This is a genomic window from Pseudomonas sp. 57B-090624 (assembly GCF_003234055.1).
In the GTDB taxonomy this organism is placed as follows: Bacteria; Pseudomonadota; Gammaproteobacteria; order Pseudomonadales; family Pseudomonadaceae; genus Metapseudomonas; species Metapseudomonas tohonis.
The window spans coordinates 52,972-72,896 of the sequence record NZ_QKRU01000032.1; the positions used below are offsets into that span (position 1 = coordinate 52,972).

The following is a 19,925-nucleotide window of genomic DNA, read 5'->3' on the forward strand; positions in this document are numbered from 1 at the left end:
GAACCCGCGAATGCACGCTTCGGCTCAGCCGCCCAGCATTTGCAGCAGCGCGGCGGCGGTGGGTTCGGAGGAGGCGGGGTTCTGGCCGGTGATCAGCTTGCCGTCGGTGACCACGTGGGGCTGCCAGTCGGCGACCTTGGAATACTGGCCGCCCTGCTCGCGCAGCACGTCCTCCACCAGGAAGGGCACCACATGGGTGAGGCCCACGGCCTCTTCCTCGCTGTTGGAGAAGCCGGTCACCGCGCAGCCTTGCACCAGCGGGCTGCCGTCGGCGGTGCGGGCGTTGCGCAGCACGCCGGGGGCGTGACAGACGGCGGCCACCGGTTTGCCGGCGTTGTGCAGGTCCTCGATCAGGCGGATGGAGAAGGGATCGTCCACCAGGTCCCAGAGCGGGCCGTGGCCGCCGGGGTAGAACAGCGCGTCGTAGTCGGCCGAGACCAGGCCGGACAGCGGCAGGGTGTTGGCCAGGGCCTGGCGGGCCTGTTCGTCGGCACGGAAGCGGTGGGTGGCTTCGGTCTGCGCGTCGGGCTCGTCGCTCTTCGGGTCCAGCGGCGGCTGGCCGCCCCGGGGCGAGGCGAGGACCACTTCGGCTCCGGCGTCGCGGAAGGCGAAGTAGGGGGCGGCGAATTCTTCGAGCCAGAAGCCGGTCGGCTTGCCGGTATCGCCCAGACGGTCGTGCGAGGTCAGCACCATGAGGATTTTCATCGGCAACTCCTTGAGATTATCGAGGGTGTGACTGGCGCTCCTCCGGCAAGGTTCCGGGGGCTGGCCGATGAATTCTAGACGCGCCTGGGAACCTGTTCTCAGTCCTGCTGCGGGCGCCTGCGCGCAGTGAGGCCGCGAAGGAAGTTGCGCAGGATCTGGTCGCCACAGGGGCGGTAGTTCTTGTGGTCCTTCTTGCGGAACAGGGCGCCGATCTCGGACCGGGTCATGGGCAGGTCGGCCTCGTGGAGGATGTCGAGGATGTCGTCCTCGCGCAGCTCGAAGGCCACCCGCAGCTTCTTCAGCACCTGGTTGTTGCTCATCGGCAGTTCCAGGGGCAGGGGCGGGCGGCTTTCGTCCTTGCCGCGCATGGCGTACACCAGGCCGTCGAGGAAGCCGGCCAGGCGCTTGTCGCTGCAGGAGTGGTAGCCCTCTTCGTCGTCACGGACCAGCCAGGAGGCAACCTCCTGGCGGCTCACTTCCTGGTCGGCCAGGCCGATGATCTCCACCACCCGGGCGTCGCTGATATCCAGCAGGTAGCGCAGGCTGCGCAGTACATCGTTGTTGGTCATGGGGTGTTCCGTCGGGATGGGCGGCCGGCAGGGGGCCGGCAACTAGACTGAGGACGTCGACGCCGAAAGGCGGGAGGTCCATATGAAGGGCGCCATTGTGCTCGCATTCGCGGCGCTGGTCGCGGTCAGTTGTGGCATCCAGGCGCAACAGCCGCCGTTGCTGCGTTCCCCCGGCACGCCGGCACCGGGTTCGCCCGGTACGGCCACGCCACAACCCTATCCCCAGGCCAGCCCACCGAGCCTGCCGGCCGCCGCGCCGCGTTCGGGCAGCCCGCCGCTCCTGGTCAACCCGCCGACCACGCGCCAGGCGGACCCGCGCGACGAGCGTATTCCCGTGCTGCAGGAGCAACTGGATCGCAACAGCAAGGGGCTGGGAGGCCGTGAGAAGAAGCCTGCGCCCTAGCGCAGCAGCGGCGCCACCCGGGCCTGGAGCAGTTCCACCAGGGCCGGTTCCATGTAGGCGTAGTCGTCGGGGATATCCAGGCTGACCACGCGCTTGCCCTTGAGGGCGGCGGGGAAGCGCGCGGCGAGCTTGCGCCGGTGGCTGCCTTCCATCACCAGGATCAGGTCGGCCCAGGCCAGGGCCTCGGGCGTCACCGGGGTTTCGGCCTCGGCCTTGAGGCCGGCGGAGTCGGTCTCGATCCCCGGCCAACCGGCGAACACCTGCTCCGCGGTGGGGCTGCGCAGGCGGTTCTGCCCGCAGATGAACAGCAGGCGCTGCACCTTCATTGGCCGGTCAGCCCCAGCACCTTGAGCAGGAAGGCGTATTCCAGGGCGACGTCGCGCAGCGCCTGGTAGCGCCCGCTCATGCCGCCGTGGCCGGCACCGAGGTCGGTCTTGAGCAGCAGCAGGTTGTCGTCGGTGCGGGTGGCACGCAGCCGGGCCACCCATTTGGCGGCCTCCCAGTACTGCACGCGGGAGTCGTTGTAGCCGGCCACCACCAGCAGCGCCGGGTAGGCCTGGGCGCGCACGTTCTCGTAGGGCGCGTAGCCGCGGATGCGCTCGAACACCTCGGGCTCGTTCGGGTCGCCCCACTCGTCGTATTCGGTCACGGTCAGCGGCAGGTCGGGGTTCTGCATGGTGTTGAGCACGTCGACGAAGGGCACTTCGGCGATGGCGGCGGCGAACAGGTCCGGGCGCTGGTTGAGCACGGCGCCCATCAGCAGGCCGCCGGCGCTGCCGCCGCTGATCACCAGTTGTTCGCGAGTCGTCAGGCCTTCGCCGATCAGGTGTTCGGCGCAGGCGATGAAGTCATCGAAGCTGTTGGTCTTGTGCTCCAGCTTGCCGGCGCGGTACCAGGCCTCGCCCAGTTCGCCGCCGCCGCGCACGTGGGCGATGGCGAAGACGAAGCCGCGCTCCAGCAGGCTCAGGCGGGCGTGGGAGAACCAGGGGTCGAGGCTCTCGCCATAGGCGCCGTAGCCGTAGAGGTAGAGCGGCGCCGGCTGGCCCAGCACGTCGCGGCGGGCGACCAGGCTGATGGGCACGCGGGTGCCGTCGGCGGCGGTGGCCCAGAGGCGCTGGCTGACGTAGGCGTCGGCGTCGAAGGGGCCTTCCACCGGGGTCTGCTTGAGCACCCGTTGCTCGCCGTCGGCCAGGCGCAGCTCGCGGACCTGGGCCGGGCGGTTGAGCGCCTCGTAGCGCAGGCGGATCACCGGGCTGTCGAACTCCATGCTGTCCTGCACATAGAGGCTGTAGGCGGCGTCCGGCAATTGCACGCGGTAGGGCGCGGCGCCGCGTGGGTGCACTTGGATGATCGGCAGGCCACCCTCGCGCAGGCTGAGGGTGAAGGCGCCGGCGTTCATGCCCACGCCTTCGAGCATGCAGTCGGGGTCGTGGGCGATCAGCTCGCGCCAATGGGCGCGCTCGGGCGTCGCTTCGGGCGCCTGGTAGAGGGCGAAGTTGATGCCGGTCTGGTTGCTGCGGATCAGCCAGCACCACTGGCCGTCCACCTGGCCGTGGTCGGCGTAGTACTCGTGGCCTTCCTCGCGCGGGGCCAGGCAGCGGAAGTCGCCGTCGGGGGTGTCGGCGTCCAGCACCCAGCTCTCGCTGGTGGTCTTGCTGCCCAGCATCAGCACCAGCTGGCGCTCGGAGCTGGCGCGGTGGCAGCCGAGGAAGAAGCGGCCGTCGGCCTCCTCGAACACCAGTTCGGCGTCGGCCTCACCCAGGCGATGGCGGTAGAGCCGGTGCGGGCGGTGGGTGTCGTCCAGCTCGCCGAAGAACAGGGTGCGGCTGTCGTTGGCCCAGACCATGCTGCCGTCGCAGTCGTCGAAGGGCAGGGCGGTGATGGTGCCCTCGACCAGGTCCTTGACGTAGAGGCGGTAGATCTCGTCGCCGCTGGTGTCCAGGCTGTAGGCCAGCAGGCGGTGGTCGGGGCTGACGCTGAAGGCACCGAGGGAGAGGAAGCCGCCCCCTGCCAGGGCGTTGGGGTCGAGCAGCAGCTGTTCGCTGGCCTCGTCCACCTCGAAGCCTTCGGCCGGGCGCGCGCAGCGGTAGTGGCGCGGGTATTCGTCGCCGGCGGTGGTGCGCTGGTAATAGAGGTAGGGGCCCCAGGGCGTGGCGAGGGACAGGTCGGTCTCGCGGATGCGCCCACGGATTTCCTCGAACAGTGCCTCGCGCAGCGGCGCTTCGGCGGCCAGGCGCTCGTCGAGCCAGGCGTTCTCCGCCTTGAGGTAGTCGAGCACCTCGGGTGCGTCGCGTTCCTCCAGCCAGCGGTAGGGATCGGCTCCGGCCTGGATGCGGGCGATGGGTGCTTCGGACATGGCGGTTCTCACGGCTAGGCGTTGCGGGCCGGGCGACGGCGGGGACGCCGGGCTTCGGAAAAGTCGCTATCATAAGCGCCCCTTTGCCCGCCTTGCCATGGAAGCCCATGAACGAACACGACTATCTCCTCGCCTGGGGCGCCTATGGCGTCGCGGCCCTGGGCTGCCTGCTGGTGAGCTTCCGCGCCACCGGCTGGATGTGGCGCTGGCTGCGCGAGCCCCTGCGCCTGATAGTCGCCGTGCTGCTGCTGACCCCGACTCCCGTCGACCCCGGTCGCGACCTCTACGCGCCGGCGGTGGCGGTCACCGCGCTGGATATCGTGTTCAAGGTGGGCAACAACGCCTGGAAGGCCGTTTCCGACCTGGCCATGTACGGCATGATCGGCCTGGTGCTCTACCTCATCTTCGTCGCCATCCGCTGGCCTATCGAGCGCGCCATCCGTGCCCGCCGTGCCGAGCGCGAGAAGCCGGCAGCGGTGGACGAGGAAGAAGACGAGCCGACCCTGCGCCAGTTGATGGAGCGTGATTCGAGCGAGCGCGTGGATACCCGCCTAGACGACCGGGGCGACCGTCGCCTGCGCATCGAACCGCGTCTCTGATACCGGCGGCGCGCCGAGCGCTCACGAGGAATGCCCATGGATTGTGTGTTCTGCGCCATCGCCGCCGGCAAGCTGCCGGCCCACCTGTTGCACGAGGACGAGCACTTCCTGGTGCTGCTGGACATCTTCCCCCTGCGGCCCGCCCACCTACTGGTGGTGGCCCGCGAGCACGCGCCGTTCCTCGCCGACCTCGGCACCCCGGCGCGCCAGCGCCTGGTGGAGCAGGCCCTGCGCATGGGCGAGGCATTGCGCAGGGCGGGCTATGGTCGCCAGGGCATCAACCTGCTGATCAACGACGGCCCTGATTCCAACCAGCACGTGCCCCATCTGCACCTGCACCTGATTCCCCGGCAACGGGGCGACCTGGCGGCGCTGCTCTGGCGTATCCTCACCCGCTTCCTGCCCTTCGGCCGCGCCCGCATCCAGGCCCGGCTGGCGCGGGAGGCCGAACAACTGCGACAGGCATTGAAACGAGAGCCCTGAACCATGTGCGAATTGCTCGGCATGAGCGCCAACGTGCCCACCGATATCGTCTTCAGCTTCACCGGCCTGATGCAGCGCGGCGGTGGCACCGGCCCGCACCGTGACGGCTGGGGCATCGGCTTCTACGAGGGCCGTGGCCTGCGCCTGTTCCAGGACCCGTCCGCCAGCGTCGACTCCGAGGTGGCGCGCCTGGTGCAGCGCTACCCGATCAAGAGCGAGACGGTCATCGGTCATATCCGCCAGGCCAACGTCGGCAAGGTCAGCCTGGCCAACACCCATCCCTTCGTCCGTGAGCTGTGGGGCCGCAACTGGTGCTTCGCCCACAACGGCCAGCTCGCCGACTTCCATCCGGCCGCCAGCTTCTATCGGCCGGTGGGCGATACCGACAGCGAGGCGGCTTTCTGCGACCTGCTCAACCGGGTGCGCCAGGGCTTCCCCGAGCCGGTGCCGGTCGAAGTGCTGCTGCCGGTGCTGGTGCAGGCCTGCTCCGAATACCGCAGCCGGGGCGTGTTCAACTGCCTGCTCAGCGACGGTGACTGGCTGTTCTGCTTCTGCACCACCAAACTGGCGCAGATCACCCGGCGCGCACCCTTCGGCCCGGCGCGTTTGAAGGATGCGGACCTGACCGTGGACTTCCAGTCCGAAACCACGCCCGACGACGTGGTCACGGTGATCGCCACCGAGCCGTTGACCGACAACGAGACCTGGACGCTCTACCAGCCCGGCGCCTGGGGCCTGTGGCGACGGGGCGAGTGCCTGGCGTCCGGGCAGACCTGACCAACGAGAGGGAATATCGATGCTGCGAAGCTACCTGCGACTGGCGCTGTTCGCCCTGGGCCTGCTGATCGGCGTGCAGGTGCCCGGGTTCGTCGACGACTATGCCAAGCGCGTCGAAGCCCATCGCCTGGAGGCGGAGACCGGGCTCAAGGGCTTCCGCGAGACCGCCCAGAAATTCTTCGACGGCGACCTCGCGGCACTGGTGGCGCACTACCGCGCGAGCAACGACCCGGTGATGCGCAGCGACGCCGACAGCGTGGCCACCCTGGTCAACCGCGATGCCTTGCTGCAGCGCGAGTGGCAAGCCATGCAGGGCCCCTGGTACGCGCGCACCTGGCACGTGGCGACGGGGGCCGATCACGACCTGCTGCTGGAAACCGCCAACGCCTACAGCTACCAGGTGCTGCTGGTGCCCGAGGCGATGGCCTGGGGCATCGTCTGCGCGCTGCTGCTGGCCTGGGTGGTGGAGAGCCTGTTCCTCGGCTTCGCCCTGCTGGTGGGCGGCAGCGGCAAGCGCGTGCAGCAGCGGCACTGGCGCTGAACCCGCGGGTGGGCTGAAGCCCACCCGCTGGCCAGTGGGCCCCCGCGTTCGCGGGGGTGACGAGGTGGCGGGGAGCTTTCAGCACGCACCGTCATCCTGCGAACGCAGGTTTCACTGAACGCTGGCGGCGCTGCGCATTGGCGCAGGTCGGGTGCAACTCGACTGCTCCGGTCGCATCCCGCCCACCCTGCTGGCCAGGAGCCCCGCATTCGCCAGGGTGACGGGGGGGCGGGGCGCTTTCAGCACGCACCGTCATCCCCGCGAACGCGGGGATCCACTTGAAAGCCCAGATACAGCGCGTAGGTCGGGCCCCCTCAGGCAACGGCTCACAGCCCGAAGCGATTGGCCTCCTCGCGCAAGGTGCTGGCCAGGGTGAGGAAGCCGTCGTAGAGGAGCTGGTCGTTGCTGGAGGCGTTGCTGACGCTGGCGCGGACGAACTGCGGCACCGTGGCGCGGCCCACGGCGAAGGCCTCGGCGGCGGTGATCAGGTAGTTCTTCAGCTTCAGGTCGGCTTCGATATCGGCGGCGCGCCAGGCTTCCGGCACTTCGATCCAGAAGTGCGGGCTCTGTGGATGGGTGCGGTAGTTCAGCCCGTCCAGCAGCCGTTCCACCAGTGCCTTGCGTCGGCCGATCTCGTTGATCTGCTGGCTCAGCAGCTTCTGTGCCGTGCCGTTCTCGATCCATAGCGTCGACAGCTCCAGCGCCAGCGGCGTGGCCATCCAGCAGGTGGCGCGCAGGGCGGCGGCGATGCGGCTGACCAGCGCAGTCGGCGCGTGCAGGTAGCCCACCCGCAGGCCGGCGGCCACCGCCTTGCTCAGGCTGCTGATGAGGATGGTGCGCTCCGGCGCGTAGTGGCTCAGGGGTGGCGGGCGATCCTCCACCAGCACCGCATGGGCCTCGTCCTCGATGATCAGCAGGTTGTGCTCGCGGCACAGGCGCGCGATGGCGTCGCGGCGCTGGTGCGAGAGCACGCCGGTGGTCGGGTTCTGGATGGTCGGGGTGCAGTAGAGCGCGGTCACCCGGTTGTTGCGGCAGATCTCGTCGAGGGAGCTGGGGACCAGGCCTTCCTCGTCCATGTCCGCGCCGAGCAGCTTGATGCCGAGCATCCGCGCGAGGGTGATCAGCCCCGGGTAGGTAAGCTGCTCGGTGACCAGGATGTCCCCCGCGCGCAGCAGGCCCATCAGGGTGCAGAGCAGCCCGTGCTGGCCGCCGTTGACGCACAGCACCTGGTCGGCCTGGGGCAGGAAGTCGCCGTGGGCCAGCCAGTTCGCGCCCACCTGGCGGTAGCGGGGCAGGCCGGTGTCCGGCGTATAGCGGGTCAGGTCCTGCAGGGTCTGCGGGTCGTTGGCCAGGTCCAGCAGGCTCTGCGCCAGGAAGGCCGTCTCATGCCCCGGGATATGCATGTTGCGGCTCATGTCGTAGAGCTCCGGCGCCTCTTCGATGAAGTTGCGGAAGCCCTCGTCGCGCTTGCGCTCCAGCCCCCGCCGGCGGACGAAGGTGCCGTCGCCGACGCGGGCTATCACCAGGCCCATGCGTTCCAGTTCGGCGTAGGCGCGGCTGACGGTGCCGATGGTCACCCCCAGGCGGTCGGCCAGGTTGCGATGCGGCGGCAGCTTGGCGCCGCCTTCCAGGGTGCCCTCGAGAATCCTGATTTCCATGGCTCCGGCGAGGCGCTTGTATTTCGCGCCCTGGCCGGAATCCAGTGCTGATTTCAGAATTGACACCGTGTCAATAATTGGTTTGACAGCCATTTTTCGTCCTAATAGCCTGATTGAGCTGTGTCAATCAGTGATTGATACCCAGGTTTTAGAGGTCAATTTAGCAGCAAGGATGAATTGCCATCATGCCAATGTCCGCCGTAATTGAAAACACCGGAAAATCGCAAAAGCACTGGTTGGCCGGATTCATCACCAGCCTGCTGTTCCTCGTGGTCTGCCTGAGCTGGGGGACCACCTGGCTGGGCATCAAGATCGCCGTGGAGAGCGTGCCGCCCCTGACCTCCTCCGGCCTGCGCTTCCTCATCGCCTTCCCGCTGTTCATCTGCTTCGCCCTGGTCCGGGGCGACTCGATCCTCTTCCCCCGCGAGCGGCTGGGCTTCTTCGCCTTCGTCACCCTGAGCTACTTCGGCATTCCGTACTACCTGCTCAACTACGGCGAGATGCACGTCTCCTCGGGGCTGACCGCGCTGCTGTTCAGCTGCATGCCGGTGTTCATCCTGATCTTCTCGTCGCTGTTCCTGCGTGAGCGCATCTACCTGTCCCAGGTGGTGGGCATCGCCATCGGCTTCGGCAGCCTGTTCATGATCCTGCGCAGCCAGGGCCTGCGCCTGGACCACGCGGAGTTCCTCGGCGTGCTGGCGATCCTCGCCGCCGCGGTGATGCACGCACTGTGCTACGTGATCACCAAGCAGAAGGGTGAGGGCATCAGCGTCATCACCTACAACACGCTGCCCATCGGGATCGCCGGGGCGATGCTGTTCCTCGCCGGGCTGGTGGTGGAGCAGCCGGACTTCGCCCAGGTCACCACCCGCTCCTGGCTGGCGCTGACCTACCTCGGCCTGTGCGCATCGGTCGGCGGCTTCATCGTCTATTTCTTCCTGCTCAAGCGCCTGAGCCCGGTGATCCTCTCCTTCGTCTTCATCATCTTCCCGGTGTTCGCCGTGGTCATCGGCTCCTGGTACGAGGGGCAGGCCATCTCCCGCGACCTGGCGTTGTACTCGGCGATCCTGCTCGCCGGCTTCGCCATCACCAAGCTGCCCGTTGAAAAATTCCTCACGCGCAAGCCCTGACAACGAGGACCACATGGACGTGATCGATCGCGACACCCTGCAGCCCATCTACCGGCACGCCTGCGAGACCTACCCCGAGGAGTGCTGTGGCTTCGTCTTCGCCGATGGCCGGGTACACCTGGGCAGCAACATCCAGAACCTGCTCAACCAGCGCAGTCCCGAGGTGTTCCGGCGTGATGCCAGCACCGGCTTCACCTTCGCGGTGGCCGACACCCTGCTGCTCAACCGCAGCCTGCGCAGCGACAACCCGGTGCGGGTGATCTACCACTCGCACCCCGACGTAGGCGCCTACTTCAGCCGCGAGGACGAGGACAAGGCGCTGTTCATGGGCCAGCCCATCCATCCCGTCGCCCACCTGGTGGTGGATGTGCGTGCCGGCCAGGCCCATGGCGCCAAGTTGTTCGAATGGAGCGGGGAATCCTTCGTCTGCAGCCGGGAATACCCCGGCACCCCATAACGACCTGCATAAAAGGAGTTGGCTATGAATACGGTGATCTTCCCGGATGTACTGGCACGCGTCGCCAAATTGCCGGATGCCCGCCTGCAAGGGCAGGGCACCACGGTACGCGAGCTGGTCGAGGATATATGCAGCCGCCATGCGGGCCTGCGTGACCACCTGTTCTATGGAAACGACCAGTTCAAGGAGCACTTCCTGCTCAGCGCCAACGGCGAGCTGGTGGATGGCGACAGCCCGCTGGAGGCGGGCGTCGAGCTGGACATCATGCTGGCCACATCCGGCGGCCTGGACAGCGATGAGCTGAGCAACGACGAGGTGCGTCGCTACGTGCGCCACATCACCCTGCCCGACGTCGGTCGACAGGGGCAGTTGCGCCTGAAGAAATCACGGGTGCTGATCATCGGCACCGGCGGCCTGGGCTCCCCGGTGAGCCTGTACCTCGCCGCTGCCGGTATCGGCACCCTCGGGCTGGTGGACTTCGACCGTGTCGAGGCCAGCAACCTGCAGCGCCAGGTGGTGCACGGCACCAGCACCCTGGGCCTGCCCAAGGTCGAGTCGGCGCGCCGCCGCCTGCTGGACCTCAACCCCGACATCCGCATCGACGCCCATGACTGCGCCCTGACCCCCGACAACGCCCTCAAGCTGGTGGGCGACTACGACCTGGTGGTGGACGGCACCGACAACTTCGCCACCCGCTACCTGGTCAACGATGCCTGCGTGCTGCTGGGCCGGCCGCTGGTGTACGGCGCGCTGCACCGCTTCGACGGGCAGATCAGCGTGTTCAACCACAAGGAAGGCCCGTGCTACCGCTGCCTGTTTCCCAAGAGCCCGCCGGCCGAACTCGCGCCCAACTGCAGCGCGGGCGGCGTGATCGGCGTGCTGCCCGGTGTGGTCGGGCTGCTCCAGGCCACCGAGGCGGTGAAGCTGATCCTCGGCATCGGCGAGCCCCTGGTGGGCCGGCTGATGCGTTTCGACGCCCTGGCGATGAAGTTCAACGAGGTGCGCTTCAAGCGCCGTGCCGACTGCCCCTCCTGCTCGCCCGGCCGCACCTGCATGCAGCCGCTGCAGGAGGAGGTTTCGGCATGCACATCCAGCATCCCCGCATCCAGTTCGCTGCCGGCCGATTTCCGCATCACCGCGCTGGAGCTGCAGCAACTGCTCGCCCGTGGTGCCGACCTGCAACTGCTGGACGTGCGTGAAGCCAACGAGCTGGAAGTGTGCCGCCTGCCGGGCAGCCTGAACCTGCCGTTGGGCGAGCTGGACGCCCGGCTCGACGAGCTGGATCGCCAGCGCCCCCTGTGCATCGTCTGCTACGGCGGCACCCGCGCCGAGCGCGCGGCCCAGCTGCTGCTCGGCGCCGGCTTCAACGAGCTCCAGGTGCTGCAGGGCGGCATCAAGGCCTGGGCGCGGGATGTCGACACCGACATGCCGCTGTACTGAGGAGGCGCGCGATGATCCACGAATCCCTGCTCCAGGCCATCGGCGAGACCCCCGTGGTGCGGCTGGCCGCCTTCAGTGCCGAGACCGGGCTGGAGGTGTACGCCAAGCTGGAGTCGCTCAACCCCGGCGGCAGCCACAAGGCGCGCATCGCCCTGGGCATGGTCCGCGACGCCGAGGCCCGGGGCATCCTCGTGCCCGGCAGCGGCCAGACCATCATCGAGCCCAGCGGTGGCAACACCGGCATCGGCCTGGCCATCGCCGGCAACATCCTCGGCTACCGCGTGGTCCTGGTGATCCCCGACAACTACAGCCCCGAGAAACAGAAGGTGCTGCGCCTCTACGGCGCCGAAGTGGTGCTCTCCGACAGCCGCCTCGGCAACAACTCCCATGGCGAGAAAGCCATGGAGCTGCAACTGGAAAACCCCGGCTACGTGATGCTCAACCAGCAGCGCAACGCGGCCAACCCCGAGACCCACCGGCGCACTACCGCGCTGGAGATCCTCCGCGACTTCGCCGATCGCCCCCTCGATTGCCTGGTGGCGGGCATCGGCACCGGCGGCCACATCACCGGCCTGGGCGAGATGCTCAAGGCCCGCTGGCCCTCGCTGCGGGTGTTCGGCGTCGAGCCGGAGCAGTGCGACCTGCTCGCCGATCGCCATGCGCCGCACGAGATCCAGGGCCTGTCCATCGGCCTGGTGCCGAGCATCCTCAACCTCGGGGTGCTCGACGGCATGCTCAAGGTGGCCAAGGCGGATTGCCTGGAGCGTGTGCGCCGCACCATGCGCAGCGACGCGGTGAGCCTGGGGCTGTCCTCGGCCGCCAACCTGGTGGCCATCGCCAGCCTGGCCGGCGAGCTGCCGCGCGGCAGCCGGGTGTTGACCCTGATCTACGACGGTGTGGACGGCTACCTGCCGCATTTCGAATAACGAGCCTGGGGAGGGCGACAGGATGTGGGGATATCTCGACAGGTTGCGGCTCTATGACGAGCTGCTCGATCAGTTGGTGCATGCACTCAAGCCGGCGGACCTGGACCTGCTCATGCCGCATCTGGACGGCATCATGGACGAGGCCGTGCAGCAGGTGGCCGAAGACCTCCAGGCCTATGCCCGGCGCGACCCCGCCACGGCCGGTCGCATCGACCTCGTGCTCGGCTCCTACGCCTCCTTCAAGGCGGTGCTGTTCCATCGCCTGGCGCACCAGGTGTGGATGCGTGGCGCAGTGGAAGGACGCGAGGCCATGGCGCACAAGCTGGCCAGCACCGGCAAGCTGCTCTCCGGCGCCGAGATCCACCCGGCTGCCCGCATCGGCAAGCGCTTCGTGCTCGACCACGGCTTCGGCACGGTGATCGGCGAGACCTGCGAGATCGGCGACGACTGCTACCTGCTCAGCGGCGTCACCCTCGGTGCCTCGGGCATCGCCGACAACCCGGGTGGCAAACGCCATCCCCGCCTGGGCAACCAGGTGGAGGTGGGCGCCGGGGCGCGCCTGCTCGGGCCCATCAGCATCGGCGACAACGTATTCATCAGCCCCGCGTGCGTGATCACCCGCGACGTGCCGGCCAACACCAAGGTGAGCATCGTCAACCAGTTGCAGATGCAGCGCGCGTCGATGTCGTCCAACTGCGGCTATCTCGGTGCCTTCGCCCTCAACGAGCGCGTACACCTGGTGGGTGAGCTGCCCGAGAGTGGCGAGGTGCTGGTGCTGGACGCCGAGCACCGGCGCTTCGGCTGCATGGCCCTGGAGTGCACGGTGCAGGAGCGCAACCACCGCCAGTACCGGTTGCGCAGCATCGGCCTGGCCTTGCCGGCTCCGCGCTACCCGCTGCACCTGCGGATCATCGGCCCCGACCACGACATCACCCTTCTCGACCCGCCCGGGCTCAGCGCCCTGGTGCGTTCCCAGCTGCAACCCTACTTCCTGAGCATCGGAGGCTGAAATGTCCGTATTCGCCATGCACACCCGCGCCCTGTTCGACGAGGCGCCCTACCAACGCACCTTCACCGCCCGCGTTCTCGCGGTGAGTGACCAGGGCGTGGCGCTGGACCAGACGCTGTTCTACCCCACTGGCGGCGGCCAGCCGGGTGACCAGGGCCACTTCCTGCTGCCCGATGGCTCGGTGGTTGCGGTGGTCGGCACCCAGCGCGACCCCCTGTTGCGCTCGATGATCTGGCACCAGCTGGAGGAGGGCGCCGTACCGGTCGCCGCCGGTATCGAGCTGCAGGGTTGCCTGGACTGGGAGCGCCGCTACCAGCACATGAAGATGCACACCTGCCTGCACCTCCTGTGCTCGATCATCGATGCGCCGGTCACCGGTTGCAGCATCGCCGCCGACAAGGGCCGCCTGGACTTCGACCTGCCGGAGTCGACCCTGGACAAGGAGCGCCTGACCCACGCGCTGAACGAACTGATCGAAGGCGCCCTCGACGTACGCACCCACATGCTGCCGGCCAACGAGTACAACACCGTGCTGGAGATCACCCGCACCCAGGCCGTGGCACCGCCGGTGCTGCAGGGCATGGTGCGCGTGGTCGATATCCCCGGCGTGGACATCCAGCCCTGTGGCGGTACCCACGTGCGCAACACCCGCGAGATCGGCCAGGTGGTGTGCGACAAGATCGAGAAGAAGAGCCGCCACAACCGCCGCGTGACCTTGCGTTTCGCCTAGGTGGCGTTCTTTGGGTGGGCCCCCGCGTTCGCGGGGAAGGTGAGCGGTGGGGCGTGCTGGGCATGATCGTCACGCGCATCGCGAACCGGGGCGGGCTTCACCCGTTTTACGAATGCCCTGCGCTCGTGGGGCCCGTGAACCGCAACACTCCCATCCCCTCACCGTCATCCCCGCGAACGCGGGGATCCACTAGCAACAGGGGGCGGGCGGGCAGGCCGGCGGTGGCCATCACACCCACTGGTCGCTGCGCTTGCGCTTGACCCGCAGCATGGTCGGCAGGATCAGGCCCAGGAGCAGGCCGGCGCCGGCGATGCTGCCGCCATAGACCATGTAGCGCATCAGCACCTGCTTGTTCTCGTCGCCCAATTGCGCCTGCACTTCGCGCAGCTCGGAGCGGGCCTGGTTCAGTTCGCTGTCCAGTGTCGCGCGGGCGGCCTGGGCTTCGTCGATCAGCGCCTTGCGCGAGTCCATGGTCTCCTGCATGCCTTGCACGCGGGTCTTCCAGGTCTGGTCGATGCCCTCCAGCTCCGCGCTCAGCTCGCTCACCTTCTGTTCCAGTTGCGGTAGGCGCTCGGCCTGGCCAGGGACCTGTTGCAGGTCGCGGGTGGGAATCCACACCGCGCTGCCGTTCTCGCCACGCACCTGGCTGTAGTCGCCCTGGGTGCCGAGCAGCTCGACTTTCTGCCCGGAGACGAGGGTGCCGACGATGCGGTAGCCGTCGGTCGGGCCGCTGCGCACGTAGGTGCTCAGGCTGTCGCTGACCCAGCGCGCATTGTCGGCCTTCTCCTCGGCCGGCGCGGGCGAGGCGAGCAACAGCAGGCCACTGAACAGGCCGGCACCGAGGGCGCGGGGGGAGAGCGAGGAAACACGGGCGAGCAGATGACGGGTCAGGGGCATGGGGCAATCTTCACATGGCAATGGAACGGAACCCGAAGTGCGGGCGTGATAAGCGCCGGCCAGGCGAGCATCGCGATCATCGAGGGTGAAGCCTGCGCTGCTTCCGCTTTCCGGGTGGCGAATGGCCACGCCATCCACCCGGCTCAAGCCGACAGCGAACTGACAGTTCGCGACCCCGCCTAGTTCACTCATGGCCCCGCAAGCGAGACGGGTGGTCGAGCGGCAAAGGGGGCATGCCGGGCACTTCGTGCAGCTGCACAGCATGGGTTTCGCTCCGCTCTACCCATCATTGCGCAGCACGGTGATTATCGGGCGTAGGGTGCATGCCGCTTTTTTCATCCGTCAGCGATGCCCGTAGCCCGGGAAAGCAGGCCTCAGTGCAGCGCCCGGGTCACCAGGTAGGTCAGCAACTGCGGGTCATCACCCGGGTCGATGGTGCGCACCGGCTTCGGCAAGCCGTCCAGCACCGTGCTCCAGAAGGCCTGGGCGGGTTGGTCCTCGCGGTAGAAGCGCACCAGCCAGTTGTGGTCGCCCTCCATCAGCACCTGGGTCGCCAGCAGGCGGCCGATGCCCTGCCTGCGGTAGCGCTTGAGGATGAACAGGTCCGCCAGCTCCAGGGCGTCGATGCCCGGCAACTCGCTGCGCTCGATCAGCAGGAAGCCGGCGATGAAGCCATCCACCAGGATCAGGTTGGCGCTCCATTGCGGTTCCTGCCAGTAACGCGCCAGGTGCTCCTCGTGGATGTAGAAACGCCCGTCCGCCTCCACGTCTTCCTCCTCCCAATCCGAGGACTCGTAGGCGTAGAACTGATACAGGTTGCGGATCAGCTCGGCCTGCTCGGGGCCGGTCTGCAGCAGTTCGAGGGGGGCATCGCTCATGGTCATGGGTTCGTGATGGAGGAGGGCGCGGCATTGTACCCAAGGCGCCGGCTGGCGCGCTCGACTAGGGAAAGTAGTGCGCCTGCCGCGCCTGCCAGACAGGGTCGCGGGGCAGGGCATCGATGGCCTTGTCCAGCGCCGGCAGCAGCTTCTCGTACCGGGCCGGTACCAGCAGCTGGCGCTGGTAGTGGTACAGCACCGGCTCGGCGACATGGATTCGTTCGCGCAGCCCGGGCTGCTGGCGCTCCTGGTAGTCCAGGGTGCGCATGCCCACCACCGTGGCGTCGATCCAGCCACGCAGCAGCCGCTCCAGGTTGGCCAGCTCGCTGTTGGCGTTCTGCCGCGCGACCTTGCCGCTCTTCAGCAGCGCCTGCAGCTCCGGGTAGGCGTGCCCACCGACCAGGCCCAGTTGCCTGCCTTCGAGGTCGTCGATGCCCAGCCTGCTCACCTCCCCCTCGCTGCGCGACACCAGCAGGTTGCCGTCGTCGATGAAGGCATGGCTCCAGCGGTAGCGGGAGGCGTCGGCGAACCAGTCCGGGCTCACGCCCACCACCAGCCCGTCGAGCTGGCCCTGCTGCAGCAACAGGTCCAGCCGCCGACGCGGGATTTCCTGCACCGTGAAACGATAGTCCGGCATCTGCGCTTCGAGGCGTTCGGCCAGGTCGAAATACAGGCCCTGGCGGCGCCCGGCGTCCACCACGTAGGGCGGTTTCTGCTGGTAGCTGTAGAGCAGGATTTCCCTCTGCTCGGCCTGCAGCGTCGCGCAGCAGCAGAGCCAGAAGATGAACAGTATCGACCTCAAGCGACCCCCGTCTGACCAGGCTGGCCGGTTGCCCTACCTGATGTCTATGACCCTTGCGCAAAGCGTAGCGTTCGCCGGAAATGCGGGCATGACGCGCTTCACGAATGGCCGCGACGCACACGAAAACGGGAGCCCCGGCGAGGCTCCCGTTTTCGTTTCAGCTTGCGTCCGACTCGTTACTTGTTGCCGGTCAGCGCCGCATAGCTGGTCATCAGGTTGCGGTAGTCCGGGATGTGGTTGGAGCACAGGGCAGCCAGGCCTTCCACGTCGTTGCGCCAGTCGCGGTGCAGCTCGCAGGCCACGCCGAACCAGTTCATCAGCTGCGCACCGGCCTGGCTCATGCGGTTCCACGCCGCATCGCGGGTGATTTCGTTGAAGGTGCCGGAGGCGTCGGTCACCACGAACACTTCGAAGCCTTCCTCCAGGGCGGAGAGGGCCGGGAAGGCCACGCAGACCTCGGTCACCACGCCGGCGATGATCAGCTGCTTCTTGCCGGTGGCCTTGATCGCCCTGACGAAGTCCTCGTTGTCCCAGGCGTTGATCTGGCCGGGGCGGGCGATGTAGGGCGCGTCCGGGAACAGCGCCTTCAGTTCCGGCACCAGCGGGCCGTTGGGGCCGGTTTCGAAGCTGGTGGTGAGGATGGTCGGCAGCTTGAAGAACTTGGCGAGGTCGGCCAGGGCCAGGACGTTGTTCTTGAACTTGTCCGGCTCGATGTCGCGGACCAGGGACAGCAGGCCGGCCTGGTGGTCGACCAGCAGGACGACGGCGTTGTCTTTATCGAGACGGTTGTAGGTGAAGTGGGTCATGGTGCGTTCCTCGCTTTTCGATAATGGGTGCCGGTTCGGCGCGGGTGTTCTCTGCTTCGCTGCAGTGGCTGACTGCATGGAGGAAAGATTAAATTTGGCACCCTTGATCCGCTAGACTGCGAAAATTGCCTCTAGCGTTCTATATGGAGAACGAGCGTGGAAGACCTGAACACCCTCTACTACTTCACCCAGGTGGTGGAGCACGGCGGCTTCGCCCCCGCCGGCCGCGCACTGGACATGCCCAAGTCCAAGCTCAGCCGACGCATCGCCCAGCTCGAGGAGCGCCTCGGCGTGCGCCTCATCCACCGTACCAGCCGGCACTGCTCGCTCACCGAAATCGGCCAGGAGTACTACCAGCGCTGCGTGGCCATGCGCGTGGAGGCGGAAGGGGCGGCGGAGGTGATCGAGCGCAACCGCTGCGAGCCGCGCGGCCTGGTGCGCATCGCCTGCCCGACCACGTTGCTCAACTCCTGGGTCGGGCCGATGCTCACCCGCTACATGCTCAAGTACCCGCTGGTTGAGCTCTTCATCGAGAGCACCAACCGCCGGGTGGACCTGCTCCACGAGGGCTTCGACATCGCCCTGCGGGTGCGCTTCCCGCCGCTGGAAAACACCGACATGGTGATGAAGGTGCTCGCCGACAGCACCCAGTGCCTGGTGGGCCGGCCGGACTTCCTCACCCGGTTGCCGGCAGGCTTCGCGCCCGAGGAACTGGGCCGCCTGCCGAGCCTGCACTGGGGCGGCGCGCAGCGGGACTACCAATGGGAACTGTTCGGCCCGGACGGGGCGCGGCTGACCATCCCGCATCGCCCGCGCATGGTCACCGACGACCTGATGGCGCTGCGTAACGGCGTGCTGGGCGGGGTCGGCATCGCCCACCTGCCTCGGGTAGCGGTACGCGAGGACCTTGCCAACGGCACGCTGGTGGAAATGCTGCCGGGCTTCTCGCCCAAGTGCGGCATCGTCCACGCCATCTTCCCGTCGCGGCGCGGGCTGTTGCCCTCGGTGCGCTCGCTGATCGACTTCCTCGGCGAAGAGTTCGCCGGCAGCGACATGGCCTGAGTGGCGCAGGGGGGCGGTTGGCTGAAGCGGAGCGCCGCCCGGCCCACCCTACGGGGCGGAAGCGGGGAGGGGTGTCGGCGTCAGCCGAACTCCTCCATGCTGGCGCGCACTTCCTCCAGGGCCTCGCCCAGCAGTTGCACCAGCGGCTGGCCCGGGATGCCGTCGCGCAGCATCTCCTTCAGCGCCTGCTTGGCGCCGGCGAAATCGTCCTGGTGGTAGTAGAGGCTGCCGAAGCGGCCCTCGCGGTCGAAGAACAGGAAATAGGCGCCTTCGAGGATGTCCGCCACCCTGTACCAGCCGTAGCCGATGAAGCGCTCATTCAGCGCCGCGATCTCTTCCGCGCTGAAGTGGCGGCCCGCGTCGAACTCCGGGCGGTCCCCGCCCCAATGGGCGCGGATCACGTCGATGATCCCGGCCGAGCCGCCTTGCTCCTGCAGCCAGTCCGCCAGCTCGGCGGGGGCGGGAATCCAGAAGCAGTGGGACTCGGATTCGGTCTGGTTCTTCAGTGCGCCGAGGGTGCGGTAGAAGCCTTGCAGCTCTGCCGGCAGCGGGCCGGTGAGGGCGGCCAGCTGCTCGATATCCTCCTCCGACGCGGGGCCTTCGATGTAGAGCTCGTCCTCTTCCCCGTTGATCTCGAGGTAGGTCTGGTTATAGGCGTCGATGCCGTCGCGGAGGGTTTCCATGCTGTCGTCCGATCTGTTGGCTAAGCCCCGTGGGGCGGATGGCGGCACCTTAGCCGAACGCCTCGAAGGCATTGTGAAACCAGTGCGCGTTTGTGCGAGCCGGTGGTCGGGCCAATCCACTCCCACCGCTCGTAGGATGGGTAGAGCGAAGCGAAACCCATGCTGCAACGGGGGATCGCTCCGCGCTCCCTGGGCGAATGAATTCGACCCTACAGGTATTACCAATCGGTGAAGGGCATCCGCCTCCAGCTCGGCTCATCGCTGAGTGCCGGGTCGTCCCGGCTGGCGAGAAAGACCGGCAGATCCTGCCGGGCGATCCAGATATCCCCCTGCCATTTCAGAATGCCGATCCGCTGATTGGCCCAGCTCATATGGGCCCTCCGGGGCGTCGCCTCGGCGTCGCGGTGGCGGTCGTACAGCGCTGGTACGACTTCCTCGCTGAGCCAGCGACTGATACAGCGGTGTTCCGGATGGGCGAAGCGATACAGCAGCCGGTACGCACCGGCCTCGCTGATGGCAATCACCTCTTCGCTGCCGCCGCTGGCATGCCGCAGCACGACGGCACGGCGCTGGTGCGGGTCCACCAGGCGTGGCATCCGGTTAGGGCGCAGCGCGCCGATGAGGCGAGCGAAATCGATCGCGACCAGCCAGGGCTGGTTGTCGATCATCACGGTGCGCAGGAAAAGGTTGTGGCGTTGGAAAACGATGGGGGTGTATGCGTCGTGCATGGCGGAGCTCCTACTAGGTCGGAAGAGCTGCCCCCCACGTCGCCAAACGAGGGTGGCAGACCACGCGGGGTTGGCGAACCGGCTAGTAGGCACCGGCAGACCCGGAGGTCTCCCCGCGCGATCTGCCATAACGCAGAGCAGTGCATGACTGCATGCGTGCGGGGGCCTGCAAGAACATTCGCCGTTCTCGCAAGCACCTCGGCGCCATCGCGCCTACTAACTCTCGGGTCGCCAAACCCGGCCACGGGATTGACCGCGACGCGGGGAGGATAGGGAGGTGGGGGAG

Annotated in this window: 21 protein-coding genes and 1 pseudogene; 11 read left to right on the top strand and 11 right to left on the bottom strand. The window is 67.6% G+C overall.

The features are described from left to right. Window positions 1-24: 24 nt before the first annotated feature. Both DMX10_RS16560 and DMX10_RS16565 read right to left on the bottom strand, forming a co-directional pair. On the bottom strand, window positions 25-705 hold the full coding sequence (locus tag DMX10_RS16560; protein WP_111262087.1) for a type 1 glutamine amidotransferase domain-containing protein: 681 nt from the start codon (window positions 703-705) through the stop codon (window positions 25-27). 98 nt (window positions 706-803) lie between these two features. Then, window positions 804-1,274 (bottom strand): DUF1456 family protein, encoded by a 471-nt coding sequence (locus DMX10_RS16565; protein ID WP_111262088.1) that lies wholly within the window; start codon window positions 1,272-1,274, stop codon window positions 804-806. Window positions 1,275-1,356: 82 nt separating this feature from the next. Between DMX10_RS16565 and DMX10_RS16570 the strand changes: the two genes are divergently transcribed. After that, complete coding sequence (locus DMX10_RS16570) at window positions 1,357-1,677, top strand: hypothetical protein (protein ID WP_111262089.1); 321 nt, start codon at window positions 1,357-1,359, stop codon at window positions 1,675-1,677. Here the strand turns inward: DMX10_RS16570 and DMX10_RS16575 are convergent. Beyond that, a complete protein-coding gene (locus DMX10_RS16575; protein WP_218281325.1) occupies window positions 1,674-1,997 on the bottom strand; it encodes a low molecular weight protein tyrosine phosphatase family protein in 324 nt (107 codons plus the stop codon). The genes DMX10_RS16570 and DMX10_RS16575 overlap by 4 nt on opposite strands. Window positions 1,998-1,999: 2 nt before the next feature. Beyond that, a complete protein-coding gene (locus tag DMX10_RS16580; RefSeq protein ID WP_111262091.1) occupies window positions 2,000-4,033 on the bottom strand; it encodes a S9 family peptidase in 2,034 nt (677 codons plus the stop codon). A 107-nt stretch (window positions 4,034-4,140) separates the two neighbouring features. On the opposite strand from DMX10_RS16580, the gene DMX10_RS16585 reads away from it, so the two are divergent. Genes DMX10_RS16585 through DMX10_RS16600 form a run of 4 tightly spaced genes read left to right on the top strand, consistent with a single transcriptional unit; the run spans window position 4,141 to window position 6,433 of the window. Further along, window positions 4,141-4,632: an MFS transporter gene (locus DMX10_RS16585; RefSeq protein WP_111262092.1), complete on the top strand. Its 492-nt coding sequence runs from the start codon at window positions 4,141-4,143 to the stop codon at window positions 4,630-4,632. 36 nt (window positions 4,633-4,668) lie between these two features. Beyond that, entirely contained in the window at window positions 4,669-5,115 is a 447-nt protein-coding gene (locus DMX10_RS16590; RefSeq protein ID WP_111262093.1) for an HIT family protein, read from the top strand. A 3-nt stretch (window positions 5,116-5,118) separates the two neighbouring features. Continuing rightward, a complete protein-coding gene (locus DMX10_RS16595) occupies window positions 5,119-5,892 on the top strand; it encodes a class II glutamine amidotransferase (protein WP_111262094.1) in 774 nt (257 codons plus the stop codon). Between the two features lie 19 nt (window positions 5,893-5,911). Further along, window positions 5,912-6,433 (top strand): DUF2937 family protein, encoded by a 522-nt coding sequence (locus DMX10_RS16600; protein WP_111262095.1) that lies wholly within the window; start codon window positions 5,912-5,914, stop codon window positions 6,431-6,433. 326 nt (window positions 6,434-6,759) lie between these two features. Here DMX10_RS16600 and DMX10_RS16605 read toward each other — a convergent pair whose 3' ends face one another. Further along, the gene (locus tag DMX10_RS16605; protein WP_111262096.1) at window positions 6,760-8,184 is read right to left on the bottom strand and encodes a PLP-dependent aminotransferase family protein; all 1,425 of its coding nucleotides are present in this window, start codon (window positions 8,182-8,184) and stop codon (window positions 6,760-6,762) included. A 98-nt stretch (window positions 8,185-8,282) separates the two neighbouring features. Here DMX10_RS16605 and DMX10_RS16610 point away from each other — a divergent pair, with 98 nt between their 5' ends. The 5 genes and pseudogenes from DMX10_RS16610 to DMX10_RS16630 all read left to right on the top strand — a co-directional run bounded on the left by DMX10_RS16610 (window position 8,283) and on the right by DMX10_RS16630 (window position 13,783). Next, a complete protein-coding gene (locus DMX10_RS16610; RefSeq protein WP_111262097.1) occupies window positions 8,283-9,221 on the top strand; it encodes a DMT family transporter in 939 nt (312 codons plus the stop codon). A gap of 13 nt (window positions 9,222-9,234) precedes the next feature. Next, window positions 9,235-11,118: pseudogene (gene moeB / locus DMX10_RS16615) on the top strand (molybdopterin-synthase adenylyltransferase MoeB). An 11-nt stretch (window positions 11,119-11,129) separates the two neighbouring features. Then, window positions 11,130-12,044 (top strand): PLP-dependent cysteine synthase family protein, encoded by a 915-nt coding sequence (locus DMX10_RS16620; protein ID WP_111262098.1) that lies wholly within the window; start codon window positions 11,130-11,132, stop codon window positions 12,042-12,044. A gap of 22 nt (window positions 12,045-12,066) precedes the next feature. Next, window positions 12,067-13,053: a serine O-acetyltransferase gene (locus tag DMX10_RS16625; RefSeq protein ID WP_111262099.1), complete on the top strand. Its 987-nt coding sequence runs from the start codon at window positions 12,067-12,069 to the stop codon at window positions 13,051-13,053. Window position 13,054: 1 nt separating this feature from the next. Continuing rightward, the gene (locus DMX10_RS16630) at window positions 13,055-13,783 is read left to right on the top strand and encodes an alanyl-tRNA editing protein (protein WP_111262100.1); all 729 of its coding nucleotides are present in this window, start codon (window positions 13,055-13,057) and stop codon (window positions 13,781-13,783) included. Between the two features lie 228 nt (window positions 13,784-14,011). On the opposite strand, the gene DMX10_RS16635 is transcribed toward DMX10_RS16630, so the two are convergent. The 4 genes from DMX10_RS16635 to ycaC all read right to left on the bottom strand — a co-directional run bounded on the left by DMX10_RS16635 (window position 14,012) and on the right by ycaC (window position 17,166). Next, complete coding sequence (locus DMX10_RS16635) at window positions 14,012-14,680, bottom strand: TIGR04211 family SH3 domain-containing protein (protein WP_111262101.1); 669 nt, start codon at window positions 14,678-14,680, stop codon at window positions 14,012-14,014. A 374-nt stretch (window positions 14,681-15,054) separates the two neighbouring features. Then, window positions 15,055-15,558 carry a GNAT family N-acetyltransferase gene (locus DMX10_RS16640; RefSeq protein ID WP_111262102.1) on the bottom strand — a complete coding sequence of 168 codons (504 nt, stop codon included), beginning with the start codon at window positions 15,556-15,558 and terminating at the stop codon, window positions 15,055-15,057. 64 nt (window positions 15,559-15,622) lie between these two features. Further along, window positions 15,623-16,360: an ABC transporter substrate-binding protein gene (locus tag DMX10_RS16645; protein WP_111262103.1), complete on the bottom strand. Its 738-nt coding sequence runs from the start codon at window positions 16,358-16,360 to the stop codon at window positions 15,623-15,625. A gap of 176 nt (window positions 16,361-16,536) precedes the next feature. Further along, the gene (ycaC, locus tag DMX10_RS16650) at window positions 16,537-17,166 is read right to left on the bottom strand and encodes an isochorismate family cysteine hydrolase YcaC (RefSeq protein WP_111260197.1); all 630 of its coding nucleotides are present in this window, start codon (window positions 17,164-17,166) and stop codon (window positions 16,537-16,539) included. A gap of 156 nt (window positions 17,167-17,322) precedes the next feature. On the opposite strand from ycaC, the gene DMX10_RS16655 reads away from it, so the two are divergent. Then, window positions 17,323-18,228: a LysR substrate-binding domain-containing protein gene (locus tag DMX10_RS16655; RefSeq protein WP_111262104.1), complete on the top strand. Its 906-nt coding sequence runs from the start codon at window positions 17,323-17,325 to the stop codon at window positions 18,226-18,228. 80 nt (window positions 18,229-18,308) lie between these two features. Here the strand turns inward: DMX10_RS16655 and DMX10_RS16660 are convergent, their stop codons facing one another. After that, a complete protein-coding gene (locus tag DMX10_RS16660) occupies window positions 18,309-18,911 on the bottom strand; it encodes a hypothetical protein (protein WP_111262105.1) in 603 nt (200 codons plus the stop codon). A gap of 218 nt (window positions 18,912-19,129) precedes the next feature. Further along, window positions 19,130-19,639 (bottom strand): BRO family protein, encoded by a 510-nt coding sequence (locus tag DMX10_RS16665; protein ID WP_111262106.1) that lies wholly within the window; start codon window positions 19,637-19,639, stop codon window positions 19,130-19,132. Window positions 19,640-19,925: the final 286 nt, after the last annotated feature.

Excerpts from the sequence above, each read along its gene's own strand:
- DMX10_RS16560 (WP_111262087.1), bottom strand. The coding sequence starts at position 705 with ATGAAAATCCTCATGGTGCTGACCTCGCACGACCGTCTGGGCGATACC.
- DMX10_RS16565 (WP_111262088.1), bottom strand. The coding sequence starts at position 1,274 with ATGACCAACAACGATGTACTGCGCAGCCTGCGCTACCTGCTGGATATC.
- DMX10_RS16570 (WP_111262089.1), top strand. The coding sequence starts at position 1,357 with ATGAAGGGCGCCATTGTGCTCGCATTCGCGGCGCTGGTCGCGGTCAGT.
- DMX10_RS16580 (WP_111262091.1), bottom strand. The coding sequence starts at position 4,033 with ATGTCCGAAGCACCCATCGCCCGCATCCAGGCCGGAGCCGATCCCTAC.
- DMX10_RS16585 (WP_111262092.1), top strand. The coding sequence starts at position 4,141 with ATGAACGAACACGACTATCTCCTCGCCTGGGGCGCCTATGGCGTCGCG.
- DMX10_RS16590 (WP_111262093.1), top strand. The coding sequence starts at position 4,669 with ATGGATTGTGTGTTCTGCGCCATCGCCGCCGGCAAGCTGCCGGCCCAC.
- DMX10_RS16595 (WP_111262094.1), top strand. The coding sequence starts at position 5,119 with ATGTGCGAATTGCTCGGCATGAGCGCCAACGTGCCCACCGATATCGTC.
- DMX10_RS16600 (WP_111262095.1), top strand. The coding sequence starts at position 5,912 with ATGCTGCGAAGCTACCTGCGACTGGCGCTGTTCGCCCTGGGCCTGCTG.
- DMX10_RS16605 (WP_111262096.1), bottom strand. The coding sequence starts at position 8,184 with ATGGCTGTCAAACCAATTATTGACACGGTGTCAATTCTGAAATCAGCA.
- DMX10_RS16610 (WP_111262097.1), top strand. The coding sequence starts at position 8,283 with ATGTCCGCCGTAATTGAAAACACCGGAAAATCGCAAAAGCACTGGTTG.
- DMX10_RS16620 (WP_111262098.1), top strand. The coding sequence starts at position 11,130 with ATGATCCACGAATCCCTGCTCCAGGCCATCGGCGAGACCCCCGTGGTG.
- DMX10_RS16625 (WP_111262099.1), top strand. The coding sequence starts at position 12,067 with ATGTGGGGATATCTCGACAGGTTGCGGCTCTATGACGAGCTGCTCGAT.
- DMX10_RS16630 (WP_111262100.1), top strand. The coding sequence starts at position 13,055 with ATGTCCGTATTCGCCATGCACACCCGCGCCCTGTTCGACGAGGCGCCC.
- DMX10_RS16635 (WP_111262101.1), bottom strand. The coding sequence starts at position 14,680 with ATGCCCCTGACCCGTCATCTGCTCGCCCGTGTTTCCTCGCTCTCCCCC.
- DMX10_RS16640 (WP_111262102.1), bottom strand. The coding sequence starts at position 15,558 with ATGAGCGATGCCCCCCTCGAACTGCTGCAGACCGGCCCCGAGCAGGCC.
- ycaC (WP_111260197.1), bottom strand. The coding sequence starts at position 17,166 with ATGACCCACTTCACCTACAACCGTCTCGATAAAGACAACGCCGTCGTC.
- DMX10_RS16660 (WP_111262105.1), bottom strand. The coding sequence starts at position 18,911 with ATGGAAACCCTCCGCGACGGCATCGACGCCTATAACCAGACCTACCTC.
- DMX10_RS16665 (WP_111262106.1), bottom strand. The coding sequence starts at position 19,639 with ATGCACGACGCATACACCCCCATCGTTTTCCAACGCCACAACCTTTTC.